A 17889-nucleotide genomic window follows, 5' to 3' on the forward strand; every position below is an offset into this window, starting at 1 on the left:
AAGCGCCGTCCCCAGCGCGATCAGCGGGCCGGTCTCGGTCAGCACCTTGAACAGGGACTTCTTCGACATGCGATCTCGGCACGTGCAATAGGGATCAGGACAGGCTCGATATAATAACGGAATCGGGCGCCAAACGGGCAGATTCTCTTTCAGATTCTCTTCAGATCCTTGAGATTCTGGGCCCAGATTCTCGGCCCAGAATTATTGGCCCATACACGGCGAACCGCCGCCCCGGTCAAGACTGCCGGCCAAAATCCCTGTTCAGGGTTACTTTCGGCGCGATTTTACTGCCCCCGCAGCCGATTCAGCGCGTCGGAGGAGGCAAATCCATCCGCGGGGACCCCGATCGAGGCCTGGAAGTTGCGCAGGGCTTCCCGGGTCTGGCCGCCGAACTGGCCGTCGGGGGTGCCCCTGTAGAAGCCGCGCTGGGCCAGCAGCTGCTGGAGTTCCAGCCGCTCGGTCCGGGACAGCTCCCGTTCCTGCCGCGGCCAGGGCTGAACGAACGGCTGGCCGCCGCGGAGGCGATCGGCGAAATGGCCAATCGCCAGCGCATAGGCCTCGGCCGGGTTGTACTTCATGATGACCCGGAAGTTCTGCAGCATCAGGAAGCCGGGCCCTTGGGCACCGGCCGGCGCCAGCAGATAGGCCTTCTCGGCTGGATGCGGGAAGGGCTGGTTGGTCGGGCGCTTGAGGCCGAGCTTCTCCCACTGCGCTACCGTCATCGCCTTGGCGCGGTCGGCCAGCATGTAGTTGAAGCCTTGGGGCACCACGACCTCGTAGCCCCAGGTCTGGCCGGCCTGCCAGCCGTCCTTCTTCAGATTGTTGGCGGTCGACGCAATCAGGTCGGAGGGATTGTCGACGACGTCACGCCGGCCGTCGCCGTCGCCGTCCACGGCAAAGCGCTTGAACGCGGTCGGCATGAACTGGGTCGGGCCGAAGGCGCCGGCCCAGGAGCCGCGCAATTGTTCGGGCCTGAGATCGCCGCGGTTGAGGATCTCCAGCGCGGAGAGGAATTCGTCCTTGAAGTAAGCCTGGCGGCGGCCGATGCAGGCGAGCGTCGCGGTCGATTGCAGCACGCTGCGGTCGCCCATCTGCGTCGAGTAGTTGGACTCGATGCCCCAGATCGAGGCGATGACATAACGATCGACGCCGGTGGCTTTTTCGGTGGCCTCGAACTGCGCCTTGTATTTGGCCAGGACCTCGCGGCCCTTGGCGAGGCGGTTGTCGTTCACGAGGATGTCGAGATAATCCCAAATCGACTTGGTGAACTCGGGCTGCGAATCCATCAGGTCCATGATGCGCAGATCGGGCGCGAGGCCTTCAGTGAAGCGCTGGAAATTTTCCTGCGTGATGTTGCGCCGTGCGGCATCGGGCCACATGCCTGCGACGCAATTGTTGAAGTTACCCGCGGCCTCTCGGATCGCGGCGGCTGTCATCAGCGGATGCCCGGAGGCGCCATCCTCGCCGGTCCAAGGTTGAACTCCCGTTTGAGCGCCGCTGGGCCCGGGCGCTGCTGGCGAAGGCGCCTGGTTCGGGCCGGAGAAAATACCGCCGAACAGATTGGACAAACCGTTCTGAGCCTGCGCGCTGGCGGGAAGTGGGAACAGCAGGGCGGTCGCAATCATCGTCGCACCGGTCACGGACCCGCCCCGTTTTGCCAGCCCTGCCATTGATTGCATCATGTCCACACCTGTCCGGCCAAAATCCGCCATCAGGAGGCCTGGTTACGGTTGCCAACAGCTTAACAAAGGTGAAATTTTGATGGTGGCCTTTTTCTTAACTCTGTGAGGATGAGGCCCCACATCCGCCTTTGTTGGCGGCTGCAAACAAGCTAGCAAGATGCCATTGCTCCCTTCACGTGTTCCTCAGGTATTCGATCAATCCCATGAAAATCCGCAAAGCCGTATTTCCCGTTGCCGGCCTCGGCACCCGCGTCCTGCCCGCCACCAAGGCGATGCCGAAGGAAATGCTGACGATCGTCGACAAGCCGCTGATCCAGTACGTCTATGACGAGGCCCGGGAAGCCGGCATCGAGCACTTCATCTTTGTCACCGGCCGCAACAAAAGTGTCATCGAAGATCATTTCGACCGGATGTTCGAGCTCGATGCGACGCTGGCCGCGCGCGGCAAGAAGACCGAGCAGGACGTTCTGGCGCAGAACCAGCCGGAGGCCGGCGCCGTCAGCTTCACCCGCCAGCAGGCGCCGCTCGGCCTCGGTCACGCGGTCTGGTGCGCACGCGACATCGTCGGCAACGAGCCGTTCGCGGTCGTGCTGCCGGACGAGCTCGTGCTCAATTCGCCCGGCTGCCTGAAGCAGATGATCGACACCGCCAGCAAGCTCGGCGAAAAATCCAATGTCATCGCGGTCGAGGCGGTGCCCGACCATCTGACCCATCAATACGGCATCTGCGGCGTCGGCAAACGCACCGGCAAGATGTTCGAGGTCGACGGCATGGTCGAGAAGCCGGCCAAGGGCACCGCGCCCTCCAACCTCTCGATCACCGGCCGCTACATCCTGCAGCCGGAGATCTTCAAGATCCTGGAGACCCAGGAGCGCGGCGCCGGCGGAGAGATCCAGCTCACCGATGCCATGATCGGCCTCGCCAGATCGCAAAGCTTCTACGGCGTCGAGTTCGAGGGCGAGCGCCATGATTGCGGCTCCAAGCCCGGCTTCCTCCGCGCCAACATCGCCTACGGCCTGAAGCGGCCGGAGCTGCGTGACGGGCTCATTGCGGAAATGAAGAAGTATTTGGGGCAGTAGCGCTCCGCTCGTCATTGCGAGGAGCGAAGCGACGAAGCAATCCAGGCTGTCTTCGCGGAGACAGTCTGGATTGCTTCGCTTCGCTCGCAATGACGGAACGAAACCCTCACGCCACCAGCGACAGCTTCGGCAAGCTTGCGACCACCGACTGGTTGCGGCCGCCGGCTTTTGCGGCGTAGAGCGCCTTGTCGGCGGCGGCGACCAGGATCGGCCAGTCCATGCCGGTGGTGGGAACGAGGCTCGCGATGCCGCAGGACACCGTCGAGCTCGTGTGGTCGTCGGACCATCCCTGCACCTTGGCGCGGATCGTCTCGGCCACCAGGAGGGCGTCCGTGACCGAGGTGCCCGGCAGCAGCACGGCGAATTCCTCACCGCCATAGCGCGCGGCGCAGTCGCCGGCGCGGCTCACCGAATCGGAAATGCAGATGGCGATGCCGACCAGCACCTGGTCGCCGGCCTGGTGGCCGAACGTGTCGTTGTAGGCCTTGAAGTGATCGGCATCGATCATCAAGAGCGCGATCGGCGTCTGCTGCCGCATCGCGCGGCGCCATTCGACGTCGATCACCTGGTCGAACTTGCGGCGGTTCTTCAGGCCGGTGAGCGCGTCGGTCGTCGCCATCTCCTCGAGCTTGCGCTCGGCCTCGGCGCGCCGGCCGATCTCGCGCGCGAGCACCAGCGTCGATGCCAGCATGAACAGGCTGAGCGCCACGACCACGGCGCCGATGCGGTAGGCTTCCCTCTGCCAGAGCTCGAACACGGTGTTCAGTGGCTTACCTGCCACCACGAATAGCGGGCTGGTCCCACCGCTGCGGACATAGAGCCGCGGCGTGCCGTCGATCGGCCCCTGTCCGGCGAATGCGCTGCCGACCTTCAGATTTTCGGCCTTCCAGACCGGCCGGTCGGCCAGATTCGTGCCGATCACGTCGAGATCAAACGGCCGCCGCATCATGACGGTACGGTCGCGCCTGAGCACGGTGATGGTATCGTCGGGATCGAGGCTCAGCCGCTCGAACAATTCGTGGAAATAGCTGAAGCGGATCGATCCGGCGACGACGCCGAGAAAGCCGCCGTCGGTATCGCTGATGCGCCGGCTCAGCACGATCGAATAAGCGCCGCGGAACAGCATGGGACGGCTGATGAAGAGCCCGGCTTGCGGATTGTCCCGATGGGCCTTGAAGTAATCCTCGTCGCCCCGGTTCACGACAACGGGATCGAGCGTCGAGGCGTCAATGGTCAACCGGCCGTCGGCGTCGAACACCTGGATCGCGCCGAAATGCCTCGCCGTGGTCGAATGGTCGAACAGGATGAGGTGACGGATCGGCTTCGAGACCGTGGCGATTTCCGGCAGCAGCATGTTGCTGGCGACCGCCTTAAGGGCCAGATCGTAGATCTCGATGTTGCGGCTGACGTCGGACTCGATGGTCGTCGCCAGGTTTTCCAGCGTCTGGCGGGCGAGCGCCTCCTCGCCGCGGCGCATGTCCAGCATGACGTTGACGCAAATGGCGGAAAAGCCGATCACCGTCACCACGGACGAGATGATCAGCAGCTTCGCCGAAAGCCGCCATGGCCGGCGGGCCGTGACGTCGCGCCATCGAGACAACATCGTTTGCTCCCGACACCAGTGAATGCGCCCGAAAGCTTGAGTAGTGTTTAAGCCGGGACGGCGCTGCCGGAATGAGTTAAAAATTGGTTTCCGCGGCTCACGTTTTTGGGCAAAGCGGAGCTTCGACCAGCGAAGAGGACAGCGGTGAACGACTACGACGCGTTGCGCGATTATCTGATGCGGCAGAAGCAGGCGGAATTCGTGCTGACCTATGAACAGATCGAAGAGATTATCGGCGCGGCCCTGCCGCGCGCGGCGAATCGTGCCTCATGGTGGGACAGCCTGCGCAGCCCGGATATCCAGATGCCGCAACGCGAAGCCTGCCTCGCCGCGGGTTTCAAGGCGATGCGGATGCCGGACGGTGCGAGCGTGCGGTTCACCAAGCTGAAGAGTGACCGGCGCAGGCCTGGGTGAGGCGAAGGGAAAGTCAGCTCGCCGCTTCCAGGCGCACTTCCGTGAGCAGGCGCATCGCGGCGTCGGCATCCATGGGTTCGCCAAAGGCAAACCCTTGCGCGTATTCGCAGCCCATCTGGTAGAGCTCGACCGCGTCGGAATCGGTCTCGGCACCTTCGGCGACCACGTCCATGCCGAGGTCGTGCGCGAGCGCGATGATGGACTTCAGGATCACCGGGCGGGTGCCGCGGTTGGTGGTGCGCACGAAGGACTGGTCGATCTTGATGGTGTCGAACGGGAAGCGCTGCAGATAGGCCAGCGACGAATGGCCGGTGCCGAAATCGTCGAGCGACAGCCCGGTGCCGAGTTCGCGGATGCGCGTCAGCATCTGCGCCGCGTGCTCCGGATTCTCCATCACCAGCGATTCCGTCAGCTCCAGCTTCAGCGTGCCGCGCGCGACCGAGGAGCGCGACAGCACGGTGCGGATGTCGTGGATCAGATCGTGGCGCAGCAATTGGCGCGAGGAGACGTTGACCGATGCGAAGATCGGCTCGCGCGAGCGCATCGCGCGCTGCCAGATCGAGAGCTGCTTGGCGGTCTGGTCGAGCACGAACATGCCGAGGTCGATGATCAGGCCGGTCTCTTCCGCGATGGTGATGAATTCCGAGGGCGCCATGCGTCCGAGCTTGGGATGATCCCAGCGCACCAGCGCCTCGAAGCCGGCGACCGAACGGTCTTCAAGCCGCACGATCGGCTGGTACAGGATCGTGAGCTCCTGCCGCTCGATGGCGCGGCGCAGTTCGCTCTCCAGCGTCAGCCGGTCGGTTTTTCGCGCGCGCATCGCGGACTTGTAGACGTCGATGCGGTCGCCGCCGATGCGCTTGGAGTGATACATCGCGAGCTCGGCGTCCTTGATGATCTCGTCCGTGAGCTGAACTTGCGGATCGGACAAGGCGAGGCCGATCGAGGCCGTGAGAAAGATTTCGCGTTCGTTGAAGGCGATCGGCGCGCGGATGGTCTTGCGGATGGTCTCGGCGAAGGCGGTGATGCGGGCGGGGTCCTGCTCCGAGAGCAGGATCAAGCCGAACTGGTCGCCCGCGAGCCGCGCCAGCGTATCCTGCGGCTTCAGGATGCGGGTGAGGCGGCGGGCCAGCGTCAGCAGGATGGAATCGCCGACCGCGATGCCGACGGAATCGTTGACCTGCTTGAAGCGGTCGAGGTCGATCACCATCAGCGTCGGCCGCAGCGTCGGCATGGTCTTGGCGAAATGCGCGACGGCGCCGAGCCGGTCCATGAACAGCTTGCGGTTGGGCAGGCCGGTGAGATTGTCATGCACCGAATCGTGCAGCAGGCGCTCCTCGGCGTTGCGCAGCTCGGTGACGTCGGTGAGGGTGCCGACCACGCGCGAGACCTCGCCGTCGGAGCCGACCACCGGGCGCGCCTTCAGCGCGAACCACATGAAGTGACCGTCCGGCGTGCGCAGGCGGAAATCCTGCACCAAGCGGCCGCGGCGCTGGTCGAGCACGCTGTCGAGCGCGGCGCGGAAACGGTCCTGGTCGAGCGGGTGCAGCACTTCGAGCCAGGAGGCGGCCGGGCCTTCCAGCGTGCCGCGCTTGAGGCCGAGCAGGGCCTCGGTCTCAGGGCTGGTAAAGACCTTGTCGGCGGACACGTCCCAGTCCCAGATCAAATCGCCGGAACCGGCCAGCGCCAGCGCGCGGCGCTCGATGTCGGAGACGACGCCGGTGGTGGCGCCGCCGCCGGCGAACGCATGCTGCATCACCGTGAAGCCGATCAGCATCACGATCAGCACGAGGCCGCCGAGCAGCGCAGGGCCGACGATGTCGTTGGTGACGGAGCCTGCGACCGTCATGCCGGCCGCGACCACCCAGACCACCAGCAGGAACCAGGTCGGGATCAGCAGCACAGCGCGGTCGAAGCCGTGGGTGGAGAGATAGACGATCAGCGCGAAGCCGGCGAAGGCAATCAGCACCAGCGATATGCGCGCGATGCCGGAGGCCACCGCAGGGTCGAACAGGGCCAGCGCCACCAGTGATCCCAGGAACGCGAGCCAGCCCACGGTGATGTGGGAATAGCGCACGTGCCATCGACTGAGATTGAGATAGGCGAACAGGAACACCAGCAGCGTCGCCGCCAGGATCGCCTCACCCGCCGCGCGCCAGATGCGCTCGGCGTTGTTCGACATGTCGAGCACCTTGCCCCAGAAGCCGAAATCGACGCCGATATAGACCAACACCGCCCAAGCCAGCGCCGCGGCGGCCGGGAACATGATGCTGCCCTTGACCACGAACAGGATTGTCAGCACCAGCGCCAGCAAGCCGGAGATGCCGATCACGATGCCCTGGTACAGCGTGAACGAGTTGACCTTGTCCTTGTAGGATTCCGGCTCCCACAGATAGAGCTGCGGCAGCTTGTCGGTGCGCAGCTCCGCGACGAAGGTGACGACCGCGCCGGGATCGAGGGTGACGCGGAAGACGTCGGCGGTCGGGCTCTCCTGCCGCTCCGGCCGGTCGCCGGTCGAGGGCGTGATGGTCGCGATGCGCGACAGCCCGAGGTCGGGCCACAGCAGCCCCGAGGAGACGATACGGTAATGCGGAGCGACGATCAGGCGGTCGAGCTGGTCGTCGGTGTTGTTGGCGAGCGCGAACACCACCCAGTTCTGGCCGCCTTCGCGGGCGCGCACCTCGATGCGGCGGACGATGCCGTCGGTGCCGGGCGCGGTCGAGACCTGGATGCGGTCGGCGTCGCTGCGCTGATGCTCGAGCACGCCGGTGAGGTCGATCGCGGGCGCGTCACCGCGGACGCTGACAGCGTCCAGCGCGCGCGCCGGGAACGCGCAGACGAGAATCATGAGGCCCAGCGCTATGGGCGCGAGGCACCTGATCAGACGCAAGGTCAGTTCTCCGCGTTCGACGCAAACTCTTCGGTGCAGGCTCTTCGGTGCACGGCGTTTTCCGAACGGAACAAGGTGGTTCGGTGCGTCGCGATAGATGCCACGAAAGCAAGGAAAATCAAAGGGTTTCCGGCTTGCCCTGTGGGCCGTTGGCCTAGACCTCCAACACAATTTTGCCAATATGTGCCGAGGTTTCCATCCGCCGGTGCGCGTCGGATGCCTTTTCCAGCGGGAAAGTGCTGTCCATCAGCGGCTTGACGCGGCCTTCGCGCAAAAGCGGCATCACTTTCGCCTCGATCGCGGCCACCATCGCCGCCTTGTCCGCATTACTACGGGGGCGCAGCGTCGAGCCGGTATGGGTCAGGCGCTTCACCATCACCTTGGCGATGTTGACGGTGACCTTGGGCCCGTTGAGGGTCGCGATCTGCACGATGCGGCCGTCGAGCGCTGCGGCGTCATAGTTGCGATCGACATAGTCGCCGGCGACCATGTCGAGGATCAGATTGGCGCCGGCATTGTTGGTCTCCGCCTTGACCACGGCGACGAAGTCTTCGGTCTTGTAGTTGATGGCACGATCCGCGCCGAGCTTGAGGCAGGCATCGATCTTGTCCTGCGATCCCACGGTGACGATCACCTTGGCGCCGAAAGCTTTTGCGAGCTGGATCGCCATGGTGCCGATGCCGGAAGAGCCGCCGTGGATCAGCAGCGTCTCGCCGGCCTTCAGGGCGCCGCGCTCGAACACATTGTGCCAGACCGTCATCAGTGTTTCCGGCAGTGCGCCGGCTTCCTTGATCGACAGCGACGGCGGCACGCTCATCGCCTGACCGTCCTGCGCGATGCAGTACTGCGCATAACCGCCACCGGCGACCAGCGACATCACCTTGTCACCGATCTTGTGCCGCTTGGCGTTGCTGCCGACGGCCACCACTTCGCCGGCGATTTCGAGGCCGGGCAGGTCGCTGGCGCCGGGCGGCGGCGGATAGGCGCCGGAGCGCTGCGCGACATCGGGCCGGTTGACGCCGGCGGCCTGCACCTTGACCAGGATCTCGTCGGGGCCGGGCTGCGGCAGCGCCCGTTGTTCCGGCACCAGCACCTCCGGTCCGCCGGGTTTCGAGATGGCGACCACGGTCATTTGCGCGGGCAGCTTGTCCATGATGTGTCCTTGAGCAAAGGTGCGGGATGGAACGAGGCCATTGCTTAGCCAGCGCGGTGCAGGCTGGCAACCGCCTCAGCCGCTTGTGAGGCGAACGCAGGAGGAACCAGGATGGCGATGGAAGACGACGACCGCCCGCGCAAGAAGATCAGCCATGACATCGGACAGGATCTCTCACTCTTGTCGGTGGAGGAACTGACCGACCGCATCGCGCTTCTCAAGGGCGAGATCGCAAGATTGGAAGAAGCCGCAACAAAGAAGCGCGCCTCGCGTGATGCGGCCAACAGCGTTTTCAAGAAGTAGCGGATTGGAAGAGGAGCGCCAGCCACTTCCACGGCGTCATGGCCGGGCACGTCCGAAGGACGGCGTCGCTTCCGCTCGCCTATGTCCCGGCCATCACGTTCTTGATCTTTCGCCGAAGGAGAGGACGTGGAAGCCCGGGCATGACGGGCAGTTTGTTCCGCGGGCCCACTCGGCCACTGACCGACATGGCTAACGAACCCTCAAGATAATCGCTCGTTTACTCCACATTAAGCTTTCGAGTTTATGACTGGGAACTGTCCTCGTTTGGACACCGAGTGGCTCCTGTCCACTCTGTTTGACGCCTCCCTGTTATCAACTTTCAAAGCCGCCGGTTTTCCGGCGGCTCTTTTTTTGCGCCCAGCTCCGCCTTTTTGCGTCTCGCCGCGGTTGAATTCCGGGCAAAGACCCGCGGAAACCATATCCGCGCTTGTCACTGGACTCGGCGTCTCGCCCGCGCAATGATTTGTTCATCATAAGCCGGTGCCAAAGCCGGGCGTCAGACAGTTGCGTAAGGGGCGTTAACCATGGAACGTTTGCAAGCCGAAGGCGCTCTCGTTCAACTCAGCGAGCGGTTCACCAATTCTGCGGCGTTCGGCGTCCTCTTCCGCGAGGGCATGGACTTGGTCGAGGAGACCGCCGCCTATCTCGATGGCGCCGGCCGCACCGAGGCCAAGGCGCTCGATCGTGCCGTCAGCCTCACCTATGCGACCGAGAGCATGCGTCTGACCACCCGCCTGATGCAGCTCGCCTCGTGGCTGCTGCTGCACCGCGCCGTGAAGGAAGGCGAGATGACGCTGGGCCAGGCCAATCGCGAAAAGACCAAGGTCAAGCTCTCCGCCGCCGATCCCGGCTCAACCGACACCATCGAGAAGCTGCCGTCGCAGCTCCAGGACCTGATCCATCGCTCGATGAGCCTTCAGACCCGCGTGCGCCGCCTGGACAACACCATCCACACCCCGCCGGTCGATCATTCCTCGATCGGCAACCCGCTGGTGCCGCATCTCAACGCGTTGAAGGCGGCGTTCGAGCGGTAAGCTCCCGTCATCGCGACGAGCGCCCCCAAAACAAAAAACGCCTCCGGCTCTCCGGGGGCGTTTTCGTCTCCAGCCTCGAGGGGCCGGATCAATCCTTTTTGAGAAAGCCCGAAAACTTCTTCTGGAAGCGCGAGACGCGGCCGCCGCGATCCAGCAGCTGCGCGTTGCCGCCGGTCCAGGCCGGGTGCGACTTGGGGTCGATGTCGAGGTTCAGCGTGTCGCCTTCCTTGCCCCAGGTGGAGCGGGTCAGGTACTCGGTTCCGTCGGTCATCACGACCTTAATCGTATGATAGTTCGGGTGAATTTCGGCTTTCATGGCAATTCCTCGGCGCCCCGGCGCCTCACTTGAGTGGCTATCGAATGACGGATTTGGCGGGGTCTATACCCCACGGGCCCCTGTAAAACAAGCCATTGCAAGCCTTTTGAGGGCCTTAGCGGGCCGGGCTGCCCCCTAAGGGACTTCCCGGATTTGCCACTCCCGCTCGCCCGGCCTATTTGGGACGGACCACCTTCTCTTTGTCTTTTGGTCGGATCTCATGAGCGCAGTAGAACGGCTTGAAACCGGGCCCGCGGAAGCCCCGTCGATCGAGGCCGACCTGATCGAGGCGCCGGCGAAGAGCCGCGCGAAGCTGCGGCCGCTGTTGGCGCTCGCGCCCTATGTCGCCCGCTATCGCGGCCGGGCGGCGCTGGCCTTTGTCGCGCTGACGATCGCGGCGCTGACCACCCTGCTGGTGCCGGTCGCGGTGCGCAGGATGATCGATTTCGGCCTGACGCCTGAGGGCATCGAGCTGATCAACAGTTACTTCTCGGTGATGATCGCCGTCGTCGCCGTGCTCGCGCTGGCGAGTGCCGCGCGCTACTACCTCGTAATGACGATCGGCGAGCGCATCGTCGCCGATCTCAGGCGCGACGTCTTCGCCCATCTGCTCTCGCTGTCGCCGGCCTTCTTCGATTCCGCGCGCAGCGGCGAGCTGGTGTCGCGCCTCACCGCCGACACCACGCAGATCAAATCCTCCGTTGGCGCCTCGGTCTCGATCGCGCTGCGCAATCTGATGATGTTCTTCGGTGCCGCGGCGATGATGGTGATCACCAGCCCGCGTCTGTCGGGATTCGTGCTGCTGGCGATTCCCCTGATCGTGCTGCCGCTGGTCGCCTTCGGGCGCTGGGTGCGGCGGCTGTCGCGCAACGCGCAGGACACGCTGGCCGAGGCCTCCGCCTATGCGAGCGAGCTGGTCGGTGCGATCCGTACCGTGCAGGCCTATACCAGCGAGAGCCTCGCCGAGAGGCGCTTCGGCGGCGAGGTCGAGCAGGCCTATGAAGCCGCGCGCACCTCCACGCAGGCGCGTGCCGTGCTCACCGCCATCATCATCTTCATCGTGTTCGCAAGCGTGGTCGCGATCCTCTGGATCGGTTCGCACGACGTGCTGACCGGCACCATCACGCCGGGCCGGCTCGGCCAGTTCGTGCTCTATGCGGCCTTCGCCGCGGCCGGCCTCGGCCAGCTCAGCGAAGTCTGGGGCGAGATCTCGGCGGCATCAGGCGCTGCCGAGCGCCTGTTCGAGATCCTGCATGTGCAGCCCGACATCACCGCGCCCGCGTCGCCGCGCGCGCTGCCGGTGCCGGCGCGCGGCGAAGTCGGCTTCGACCAGGTCAGCTTCGCCTATCCGGCGCGGCGCGACGTCAATGTGCTCGATGCCGTGTCGTTCGCCGTGCGTCCCGGCGAGAAGGTCGCGATCGTCGGTCCGTCCGGCGCCGGCAAGAGCACGATCTTTCATCTCTTGTTGCGCTTCTACGATCCGCGCAGCGGCGCGATCTCGCTCGACGGCGTGCCGGTCAAATCCGCCGATCCCCGTGAATTCCGTTCGCGCATTGCGCTGGTGCCGCAGGAATCCAACGTGTTCGCGGCCAGTGCCCGCGACAACATCCGCTTCGGCCGGCCCGATGCCACCGATGCCGAGGTCGAGCGCGCGGCCGAGCTGGCGCACGCCGCCGAGTTCATCCGCCGCCTGCCCGAAGGTTTCGACACCCCGCTCGGCGAGCGCGGCGTGACGCTGTCCGGCGGCCAGCGCCAGCGCATCGCGATTGCGCGCGCGATCCTGCGCGATGCGCCGCTGCTGCTTCTGGACGAAGCCACCTCCGCGCTCGATGCCGAAAGCGAGACGTTGGTGCAGACCGCGCTGGAAGAGCTGATGCGCCACCGCACCACGCTCGTCATCGCGCACCGCCTCGCAACCGTCTTGTCGTGCGACCGCATCTTGGTGATGGACCAGGGCCGGATCGTCGAGCAGGGCACGCATGCGGAGCTCGTCGCTGCGAACGGGCTCTATGCCAGGCTGGCGAGGTTGCAGTTCGAGGGGGCGTGAGGCGAGGTAGTCTGGACTGCCGCTTCATTCAGGCTGTCATCCCCCGCGCAGGCGGGCGATCCAGTACTCCGAGACGGAAGTGATCAAGCGATAAGCCGCGGCGTACTGGATTCCCCGCCTCCGCGGGGAATGACAGCGGAGCTTTTGGCGAGAGCGTCGCACCACGTGGTCTCCCTTCGTAGCCGGGTCGATAGCGGACATTTGTCGATCTGATCGGCTGCGCGATTCGAATCGGCCACATCGTAAGGTGATCGATGGAAGCGGCGCTGCTGGCTGTCGCAGAACATGGGCGTCGTCGTTTTGATGAGTTTCGGAATGCTCGTCGTTGGCTTCCGGAATTTCGGACAGCGTTGGCGCGCCCGGAGGGAGTGGACGGCCGCGGCTGCTGAAGCTAGGGTTCGGGCCGACCCAGGAGACGCCAAATGCCTTATTCGACAGCCGACCAGACCCGAGGCGAGCGCAACGGCAAGCTTGTCGCCGACGTCTTCTGCGCGCTCTTGCTTGCTACCTTTTCCGTGGTCTTCTTCGGTTGGCTCGGCGGTCTGGCCGCCTTCATTGTCGTCGAAAGTTGCCTGCTCGCAATCGATTGGGTGGTTCCTAGCAAGAACGATGCGGCAGGCGTTGTTCGTTGAGCTGACGGAGTGGACGGTGTTGTGAATGATTGTTCTGATCGGTCCGGTACTGTTCATCCTCCTCATCCTGTTCGCTATTCGACAGCAGATGCGCGGCCTTGCGGGGTGGAAAGCGGCGCTGCTTGTTGTCGCTGGTAGCGGCGTCATCGTTGTGCTGAGTTTCGGATTGCCCATCGTGGGCTTCCGGAATTTCGGATAGGGCAGCCCGCGCCCTGAGCCGAGTGGATGAACCTTGCAGTTCCCCCGGATGTGGCGCCTAATCAGGTATCGCCGGCCAAAGGCTCGTCCGTAGGCGTCGGTGCCTGAGAGATGATTTGTGCTCCCGCCTCAATGGGAGTGCGCCTCATGGCCCCGCCATTCAGCAAGGAAACCCACGAACTTTTGGAGCGGGCGCAGCGAGCGATCGATGAGTCGATCCGGCTTCGCGAAGACAGCCAACGCGCGATCCGCCAAGCCGAAAGCTGGCAGTTCGAGCTTGAACTCCGCTTGAGCCGAGAGCGCACCGCGGCGAGTTGACGGCAGCACTGCTTATCAGCACTTCGGCGACAGCGCCGGCACGTTCGGCCATGGCCAGTTCTTCCAGCTCCCGTCCTCATCAACGCAGGCCGATGGCCCAAGGCCATTCGTCGGAGCACTCGTCGTCTTGACCGGCGTGGCGAGGTGCTGGTCGACATAGCTCGTCGAAACATATCCGGCGACGATGACGCCGAGCAGGACCGAAGACCCCTTGGCCAGATCGCTCAATTTCATCGGTCATCTCCATCCGCTTGCCGGCGCAACTTGCGGGCACAACGACTAGCTGACGTCCTGGGATCCCGACGTGACGGCCGTCACGCGTCCAGAATCAAGATCGCCAGAATCTAAGGTTGCCAAATCATCTTCAGCACCGGACGTCCCGAGGTCGGGTTCACCTCGTCGCCGGCATGCGCGAAGCCTTTGCGCTCGTAGAAGCGGATGGCGCGGCTGTTGTCCTTGTTGACAAGCAGCGTCACGCCCGCCGGTGACAGGCGCTTGGCCTCATCCACCAGCAGCCGCGCCGCGTCCGAGCCCCAGTGCGCGGGATCGACCACGAGCTGGTCGAGATAACCGTCGCCGTCGATGGTGACGAAGCCGGTCAGCGCGCCGTCCTGCTCCGCGACCACGATCGAAGCCTTCGGCACCAGCTCCTTGCGCCAGCGCTCGCGCCACCAGTCCAGGCGGGCCGCGAAGTCGATCTGCGGATAGGCCTGCTGCCAGGTGCGATGCCACAGGTCAATCGAGGCGGCCTCGTCCTCGGGACGGTAACGGCGGAGGTGGAGGGCGCTCACTACCGCTCCGTCAGCTTCAGCTCGATGCGGCGGTTGCGCTTGTAGGCTTCCTCGGTGTTGGCCGTGTCGAGCGGCTGGAATTCGCCGAAGCCGGCGGCGACCAGGCGCTGGGCCGGCACGCCGAGCGAGATCAGGTACTGCACCACGGAGATCGAGCGCGCGGCCGAGAGGTCCCAGTTCGACTTGAAGTTCGGACCGTTGACCGGGCGCACGTCGGTATGGCCGTCGACACGCAGCAACCAGGGGATCTCGTTCGGGATTTTCTTGTCGAGATCGATCAGCGCGGTTGCGAGCGTGTCGAGCTCGGCGCGGCCTTCGGGCAGCAGCACCGCCTGTCCGGTGTCGAAGAACACTTCGGACTGGAATACGAAGCGATCGCCGACGATGCGGATGTCGGGGCGGTTGCCGAGGATGGCGCGCAGGCGGCCGAAGAATTCCGAGCGATAGCGCGACAATTCCTGCACGCGCTGCGCCAGGGCGACATTCAGGCGAGAGCCCAGGTCGGCGATGCGATTTTGCGATTCCTTGTCGCGCTTCTCGCTAACGTCGAGCGCCTCTTCCAGCGCGGCCAATTGCCGCCGCAGCGCGCTGATCTGCTGGTTCAGCACCTCGATCTGCGCCAGCGCCCGGGCCGAAACCGCCTTCTCGGAATCCAGCGCCTTGCCGAGCTCGGAGGACTTGCCTTGCGCATCGTTGCCGGCCGCGGCGAGCCCCTCATAGAGGCCCTTGATGCGGTCGCGCTCGCTCTCGGCCGAAGCGAGGCCGGCTTTCAGTGACGAGACCTGGTCGTCGAGCGTGAGCTTGCCGAGCTTCTCCAGCGACAGTAATTCGTTGAGCTGCGCGATCTTGGCGTTGAGCTGCTCCAGCGCCTTGTCCTTGCCGGTGACCTCCTGCGACAGGAAGAACTGCACGACCAGGAACACCGACAGCAGGAACACGATCGACAGCACCAGCGTCGACAGCGCGTCGACGAAGCCGGGCCAGTAGTTGAAGGAGGTATCGCCGCGGCGACCGCGCGCCAGTGCCATGTCGCTAACCCTTCTCGGGCTGACGCGCGATGCGCTCCAGCAGGCGCCGGATCTCGCGGTTCTGCTCGCCCTGGCCGTCGGCCCATTCGCGGATCATCTGCTGCTCGGTCCGCATATGCGAGACCAGCGCCTGGATGGCTTCGGCGAGGCTCGCCATCGCCGCGGTGGTGCCGCGGCTGCCGCTGCCTTCCTCGAGCACGGAGCGTAAGCGCTCGACGACGGCCTGAAGCTCGCCGCTGGCAATGCCACCGCCAGTGCCGGCAACAGCCACCTCGCCGCTGCCATATTCGCGCACGGTGGTGGCAAGCCAGTCTTCGAGGTCGGTGTAGAAACGGTTCTGCGCCTGGCTCGATTGCAGGTCGAGGAAGCCCAGGATCAGCGAGCCGGCGAGGCCGAACAGCGAGCTCGAGAACGAGATGCCCATGCCGCCGAGCGGGGCGGCCAGCCCCTCCTTCAGCGTGTCGAACAGGGCGCCGGAATCGCCGCCGACCTTGAGCCCGTCGATCACCTTGCCGACCGAGCCGACCGTTTCGATCAGGCCCCAGAAGGTACCGAGCAGGCCGAGGAAGACCAGAAGCCCGGTCATGTAGCGGGAGATGTCGCGGGCCTCGTCGAGGCGGGTCGCGATCGAATCGAGCAGGTGCCGCATGGTGGTCTGGGTGATCGACATCCGCCCGGTGCGCTCGCCGCCGAGGATCATCGCCATCGGCGCCAGCAGCTTGGGGTGGCGGGCGGGCGCAAGGCCGGGATCGGCGATGCGGAAATTGTTGACCCAGGAGACTTCGGGATACAGCCGGATCACCTGGCGGAAGGCCAGGATGATGCCGATGAACAGCACGCCGCCGATCAGGGCATTGAGGCCGGGATTGGCGAAGAAGGCCTGGATGATCTGCTTATAGAGCACCACGCCCACCAGGGTGCAGAGCACCAGGAAGACCAGCATCCGCACCAGGAAGACGCTGGGCGAGGATAGCTTGGTGTATTCGATGTCGAGGGAGGAGCGGGGCGAGGCGCCTGGCGGCATGGCCGGTATCATCCGTTAACTTGCTTGCGGCGCGCACTATGGCACAGCGCCAGCCCAAAAAAAGCGCCGGATGCGCCGATTTCGGGGAGAGCTGGGGAACCCAAGGCTGAAACCGGCTTTGGTAAGGACGTACTTTGCAAATCGTCGGCATTCCACAGGTTCAAGTCGCACTTTTCCCCTGGCGCCAAAACCCGCCGCCCAAGACGGAGTCGTCGCATGAGCGTCGTGTCCGCGATCATCGGGACTGCCGAACGGGTGCCGTTGCCTGATGTCGTGATCCGCGCGGCGATCCAGCGCCTGTGCTCGCGCACGGTGACGCGCCTGTCCGCGCTGGGCGGGGCGGACGATGCCGCCTTCGCCGGGCGGATGATGCTGCGGCCGATCGCCGAGGACGCGGATGCCGAGCACGACGAGGTGCCCGCTTCGTTCTTTGCGAAGGTGCTCGGCCCCAACCGCAAATACTCCTGCTGCTTCTACAAGACCGACGCGACCACCTTGCGGGAGGCCGAGGAGGAGGCGCTGCGTCAGACCGCCGAGCATGCCGCTCTCGCCGATGGTCAGACCATCCTCGAACTCGGCTGCGGCTGGGGCTCGCTGTCGCTGTGGATGGCGCGGCAGTTTCCGCACGCCAAGGTGACGGCGGTGTCGAGCTCGCAGGCGCAGCGCGCCCATATCGAGGAAGAGGCGCGGCTGCGCGGTCTTCTTAATCTGCGGGTGGTCTGCGCGGACATCAACGTGTTCGCGCCCGACGGGCAATTCGACCGCATCGTGTCGGTCGAAATGTTCGAGCATGTGATGAACTGGCGCAAGCTGATGACGCGCTTGCGATCATGGCTCGCGCCGGAGGGGCGGTTCTTCATGCACATCGTCGCCCATCGCTCCGGCTCTCACCTGTTCGACCGGGCCGATCGCGACGACTGGATCGCGCAGCGCGTCTCCACGGGCGGGCTGATGCCGAGCCATCACCTCGTCAGGCAATTCGACGATATTTTCACAGTCGAGAAGGAATGGTGCTGGAGCGGCACGCACTATCAGCGCACCGCCAACGACTGGCTCGCCAATTTCGACGCGCATCGCTGTTTCATCGAAGCGGCCTTGCGCAACATCCATGGCGAGGAGACCGCCCAGCGAATGCGACGCTGGCGCTGGTTCTTTCTCGCGACCTCGGGCCTGTTCGGCTATGCCGACGGAACCGAGTGGGGCGTCAGCCACTACCGCATGAAGGCGGCGGGGTAATTGCGGTCTTCTGACGCAGCACGCGGTGATGGAACCGGACTCACAATCGGGTGAGACGCGAAAAACGCCGTGAACTCAGCACCCTAGGCCGTGTGACATTGGGCCGCCCGCAAGGTGCGTTGCGTCGCAGCACGTCCGCTC

18 protein-coding genes are annotated in these 17889 nt (G+C 64.8%); 9 read left to right on the plus strand and 9 right to left on the minus strand.

What is annotated here, in order from left to right:
• Window positions 1–284: 284 nt before the first annotated feature.
• The gene (locus IVB32_RS27795; protein WP_198293349.1) at window positions 285–1682 is read right to left on the minus strand and encodes a lytic murein transglycosylase; all 1398 of its coding nucleotides are present in this window, start codon (window positions 1680–1682) and stop codon (window positions 285–287) included.
• A 203-nt stretch (window positions 1683–1885) separates the two neighbouring features.
• Between IVB32_RS27795 and IVB32_RS27800 the strand changes: the two genes are divergently transcribed.
• A complete protein-coding gene (locus IVB32_RS27800; protein WP_026232775.1) occupies window positions 1886–2761 on the plus strand; it encodes a UTP--glucose-1-phosphate uridylyltransferase in 876 nt (291 codons plus the stop codon).
• Window positions 2762–2867: 106 nt separating this feature from the next.
• On the opposite strand, the gene IVB32_RS27805 is transcribed toward IVB32_RS27800, so the two are convergent.
• Entirely contained in the window at window positions 2868–4364 is a 1497-nt protein-coding gene (locus IVB32_RS27805; RefSeq protein ID WP_247294148.1) for a diguanylate cyclase, read from the minus strand.
• 144 nt (window positions 4365–4508) lie between these two features.
• Here IVB32_RS27805 and IVB32_RS27810 point away from each other — a divergent pair, with 144 nt between their 5' ends.
• Entirely contained in the window at window positions 4509–4778 is a 270-nt protein-coding gene (locus IVB32_RS27810) for a hypothetical protein (RefSeq protein WP_018454627.1), read from the plus strand.
• 13 nt (window positions 4779–4791) lie between these two features.
• Here the strand turns inward: IVB32_RS27810 and IVB32_RS27815 are convergent, their stop codons facing one another.
• Both IVB32_RS27815 and IVB32_RS27820 read right to left on the minus strand, forming a co-directional pair.
• Entirely contained in the window at window positions 4792–7668 is a 2877-nt protein-coding gene (locus tag IVB32_RS27815) for an EAL domain-containing protein (RefSeq protein ID WP_026232774.1), read from the minus strand.
• Window positions 7669–7822: 154 nt separating this feature from the next.
• Entirely contained in the window at window positions 7823–8821 is a 999-nt protein-coding gene (locus IVB32_RS27820) for an NAD(P)H-quinone oxidoreductase (protein WP_018454625.1), read from the minus strand.
• Window positions 8822–8932: 111 nt separating this feature from the next.
• Here IVB32_RS27820 and IVB32_RS27825 point away from each other — a divergent pair, with 111 nt between their 5' ends.
• Together IVB32_RS27825 and IVB32_RS27830 are read left to right on the plus strand one after the other, a co-directional pair.
• A complete protein-coding gene (locus IVB32_RS27825) occupies window positions 8933–9124 on the plus strand; it encodes a DUF1192 domain-containing protein (RefSeq protein ID WP_018454624.1) in 192 nt (63 codons plus the stop codon).
• 524 nt (window positions 9125–9648) lie between these two features.
• The gene (locus tag IVB32_RS27830) at window positions 9649–10158 is read left to right on the plus strand and encodes a DUF1465 family protein (RefSeq protein ID WP_018454623.1); all 510 of its coding nucleotides are present in this window, start codon (window positions 9649–9651) and stop codon (window positions 10156–10158) included.
• An 88-nt stretch (window positions 10159–10246) separates the two neighbouring features.
• Here the strand turns inward: IVB32_RS27830 and rpmE are convergent, their stop codons facing one another.
• Complete coding sequence (rpmE, locus tag IVB32_RS27835; protein WP_018454622.1) at window positions 10247–10474, minus strand: 50S ribosomal protein L31; 228 nt, start codon at window positions 10472–10474, stop codon at window positions 10247–10249.
• A gap of 220 nt (window positions 10475–10694) precedes the next feature.
• Between rpmE and IVB32_RS27840 the strand changes: the two genes are divergently transcribed.
• From IVB32_RS27840 to IVB32_RS27855, 4 genes are all read left to right on the plus strand, one after another.
• Window positions 10695–12521: an ABC transporter ATP-binding protein/permease gene (locus IVB32_RS27840; protein WP_018454621.1), complete on the plus strand. Its 1827-nt coding sequence runs from the start codon at window positions 10695–10697 to the stop codon at window positions 12519–12521.
• A 422-nt stretch (window positions 12522–12943) separates the two neighbouring features.
• Entirely contained in the window at window positions 12944–13153 is a 210-nt protein-coding gene (locus IVB32_RS27845) for a hypothetical protein (protein WP_018454620.1), read from the plus strand.
• Window positions 13154–13178: 25 nt separating this feature from the next.
• Window positions 13179–13352: a hypothetical protein gene (locus IVB32_RS27850; protein WP_018454619.1), complete on the plus strand. Its 174-nt coding sequence runs from the start codon at window positions 13179–13181 to the stop codon at window positions 13350–13352.
• A 146-nt stretch (window positions 13353–13498) separates the two neighbouring features.
• Window positions 13499–13669 (plus strand): hypothetical protein, encoded by a 171-nt coding sequence (locus tag IVB32_RS27855; protein WP_157642917.1) that lies wholly within the window; start codon window positions 13499–13501, stop codon window positions 13667–13669.
• Window positions 13670–13684: 15 nt separating this feature from the next.
• On the opposite strand, the gene IVB32_RS27860 is transcribed toward IVB32_RS27855, so the two are convergent.
• From IVB32_RS27860 to IVB32_RS27875, 4 genes are all read right to left on the minus strand, one after another.
• A complete protein-coding gene (locus IVB32_RS27860) occupies window positions 13685–13903 on the minus strand; it encodes a hypothetical protein (protein ID WP_018454617.1) in 219 nt (72 codons plus the stop codon).
• A 110-nt stretch (window positions 13904–14013) separates the two neighbouring features.
• Window positions 14014–14460, minus strand: a complete 447-nt coding sequence (locus IVB32_RS27865) for a GNAT family N-acetyltransferase (protein WP_018454616.1) — start codon at window positions 14458–14460, stop codon at window positions 14014–14016.
• Window positions 14460–15488 (minus strand): peptidoglycan -binding protein, encoded by a 1029-nt coding sequence (locus IVB32_RS27870; RefSeq protein WP_247411985.1) that lies wholly within the window; start codon window positions 15486–15488, stop codon window positions 14460–14462. The genes IVB32_RS27865 and IVB32_RS27870 overlap by 1 nt, the downstream gene beginning before the upstream one ends.
• Window positions 15489–15492: 4 nt before the next feature.
• Entirely contained in the window at window positions 15493–16512 is a 1020-nt protein-coding gene (locus tag IVB32_RS27875; RefSeq protein WP_018454614.1) for a flagellar motor protein MotA, read from the minus strand.
• Window positions 16513–16728: 216 nt separating this feature from the next.
• On the opposite strand from IVB32_RS27875, the gene IVB32_RS27880 reads away from it, so the two are divergent.
• Complete coding sequence (locus IVB32_RS27880; RefSeq protein WP_247294142.1) at window positions 16729–17748, plus strand: cyclopropane-fatty-acyl-phospholipid synthase family protein; 1020 nt, start codon at window positions 16729–16731, stop codon at window positions 17746–17748.
• Window positions 17749–17889 lie beyond the last annotated feature (141 nt).

It is taken from the genome of Bradyrhizobium sp. 23, assembly GCF_023073295.1.
GTDB lineage: Bacteria > Pseudomonadota > Alphaproteobacteria > Rhizobiales > Xanthobacteraceae > Bradyrhizobium > Bradyrhizobium canariense_D.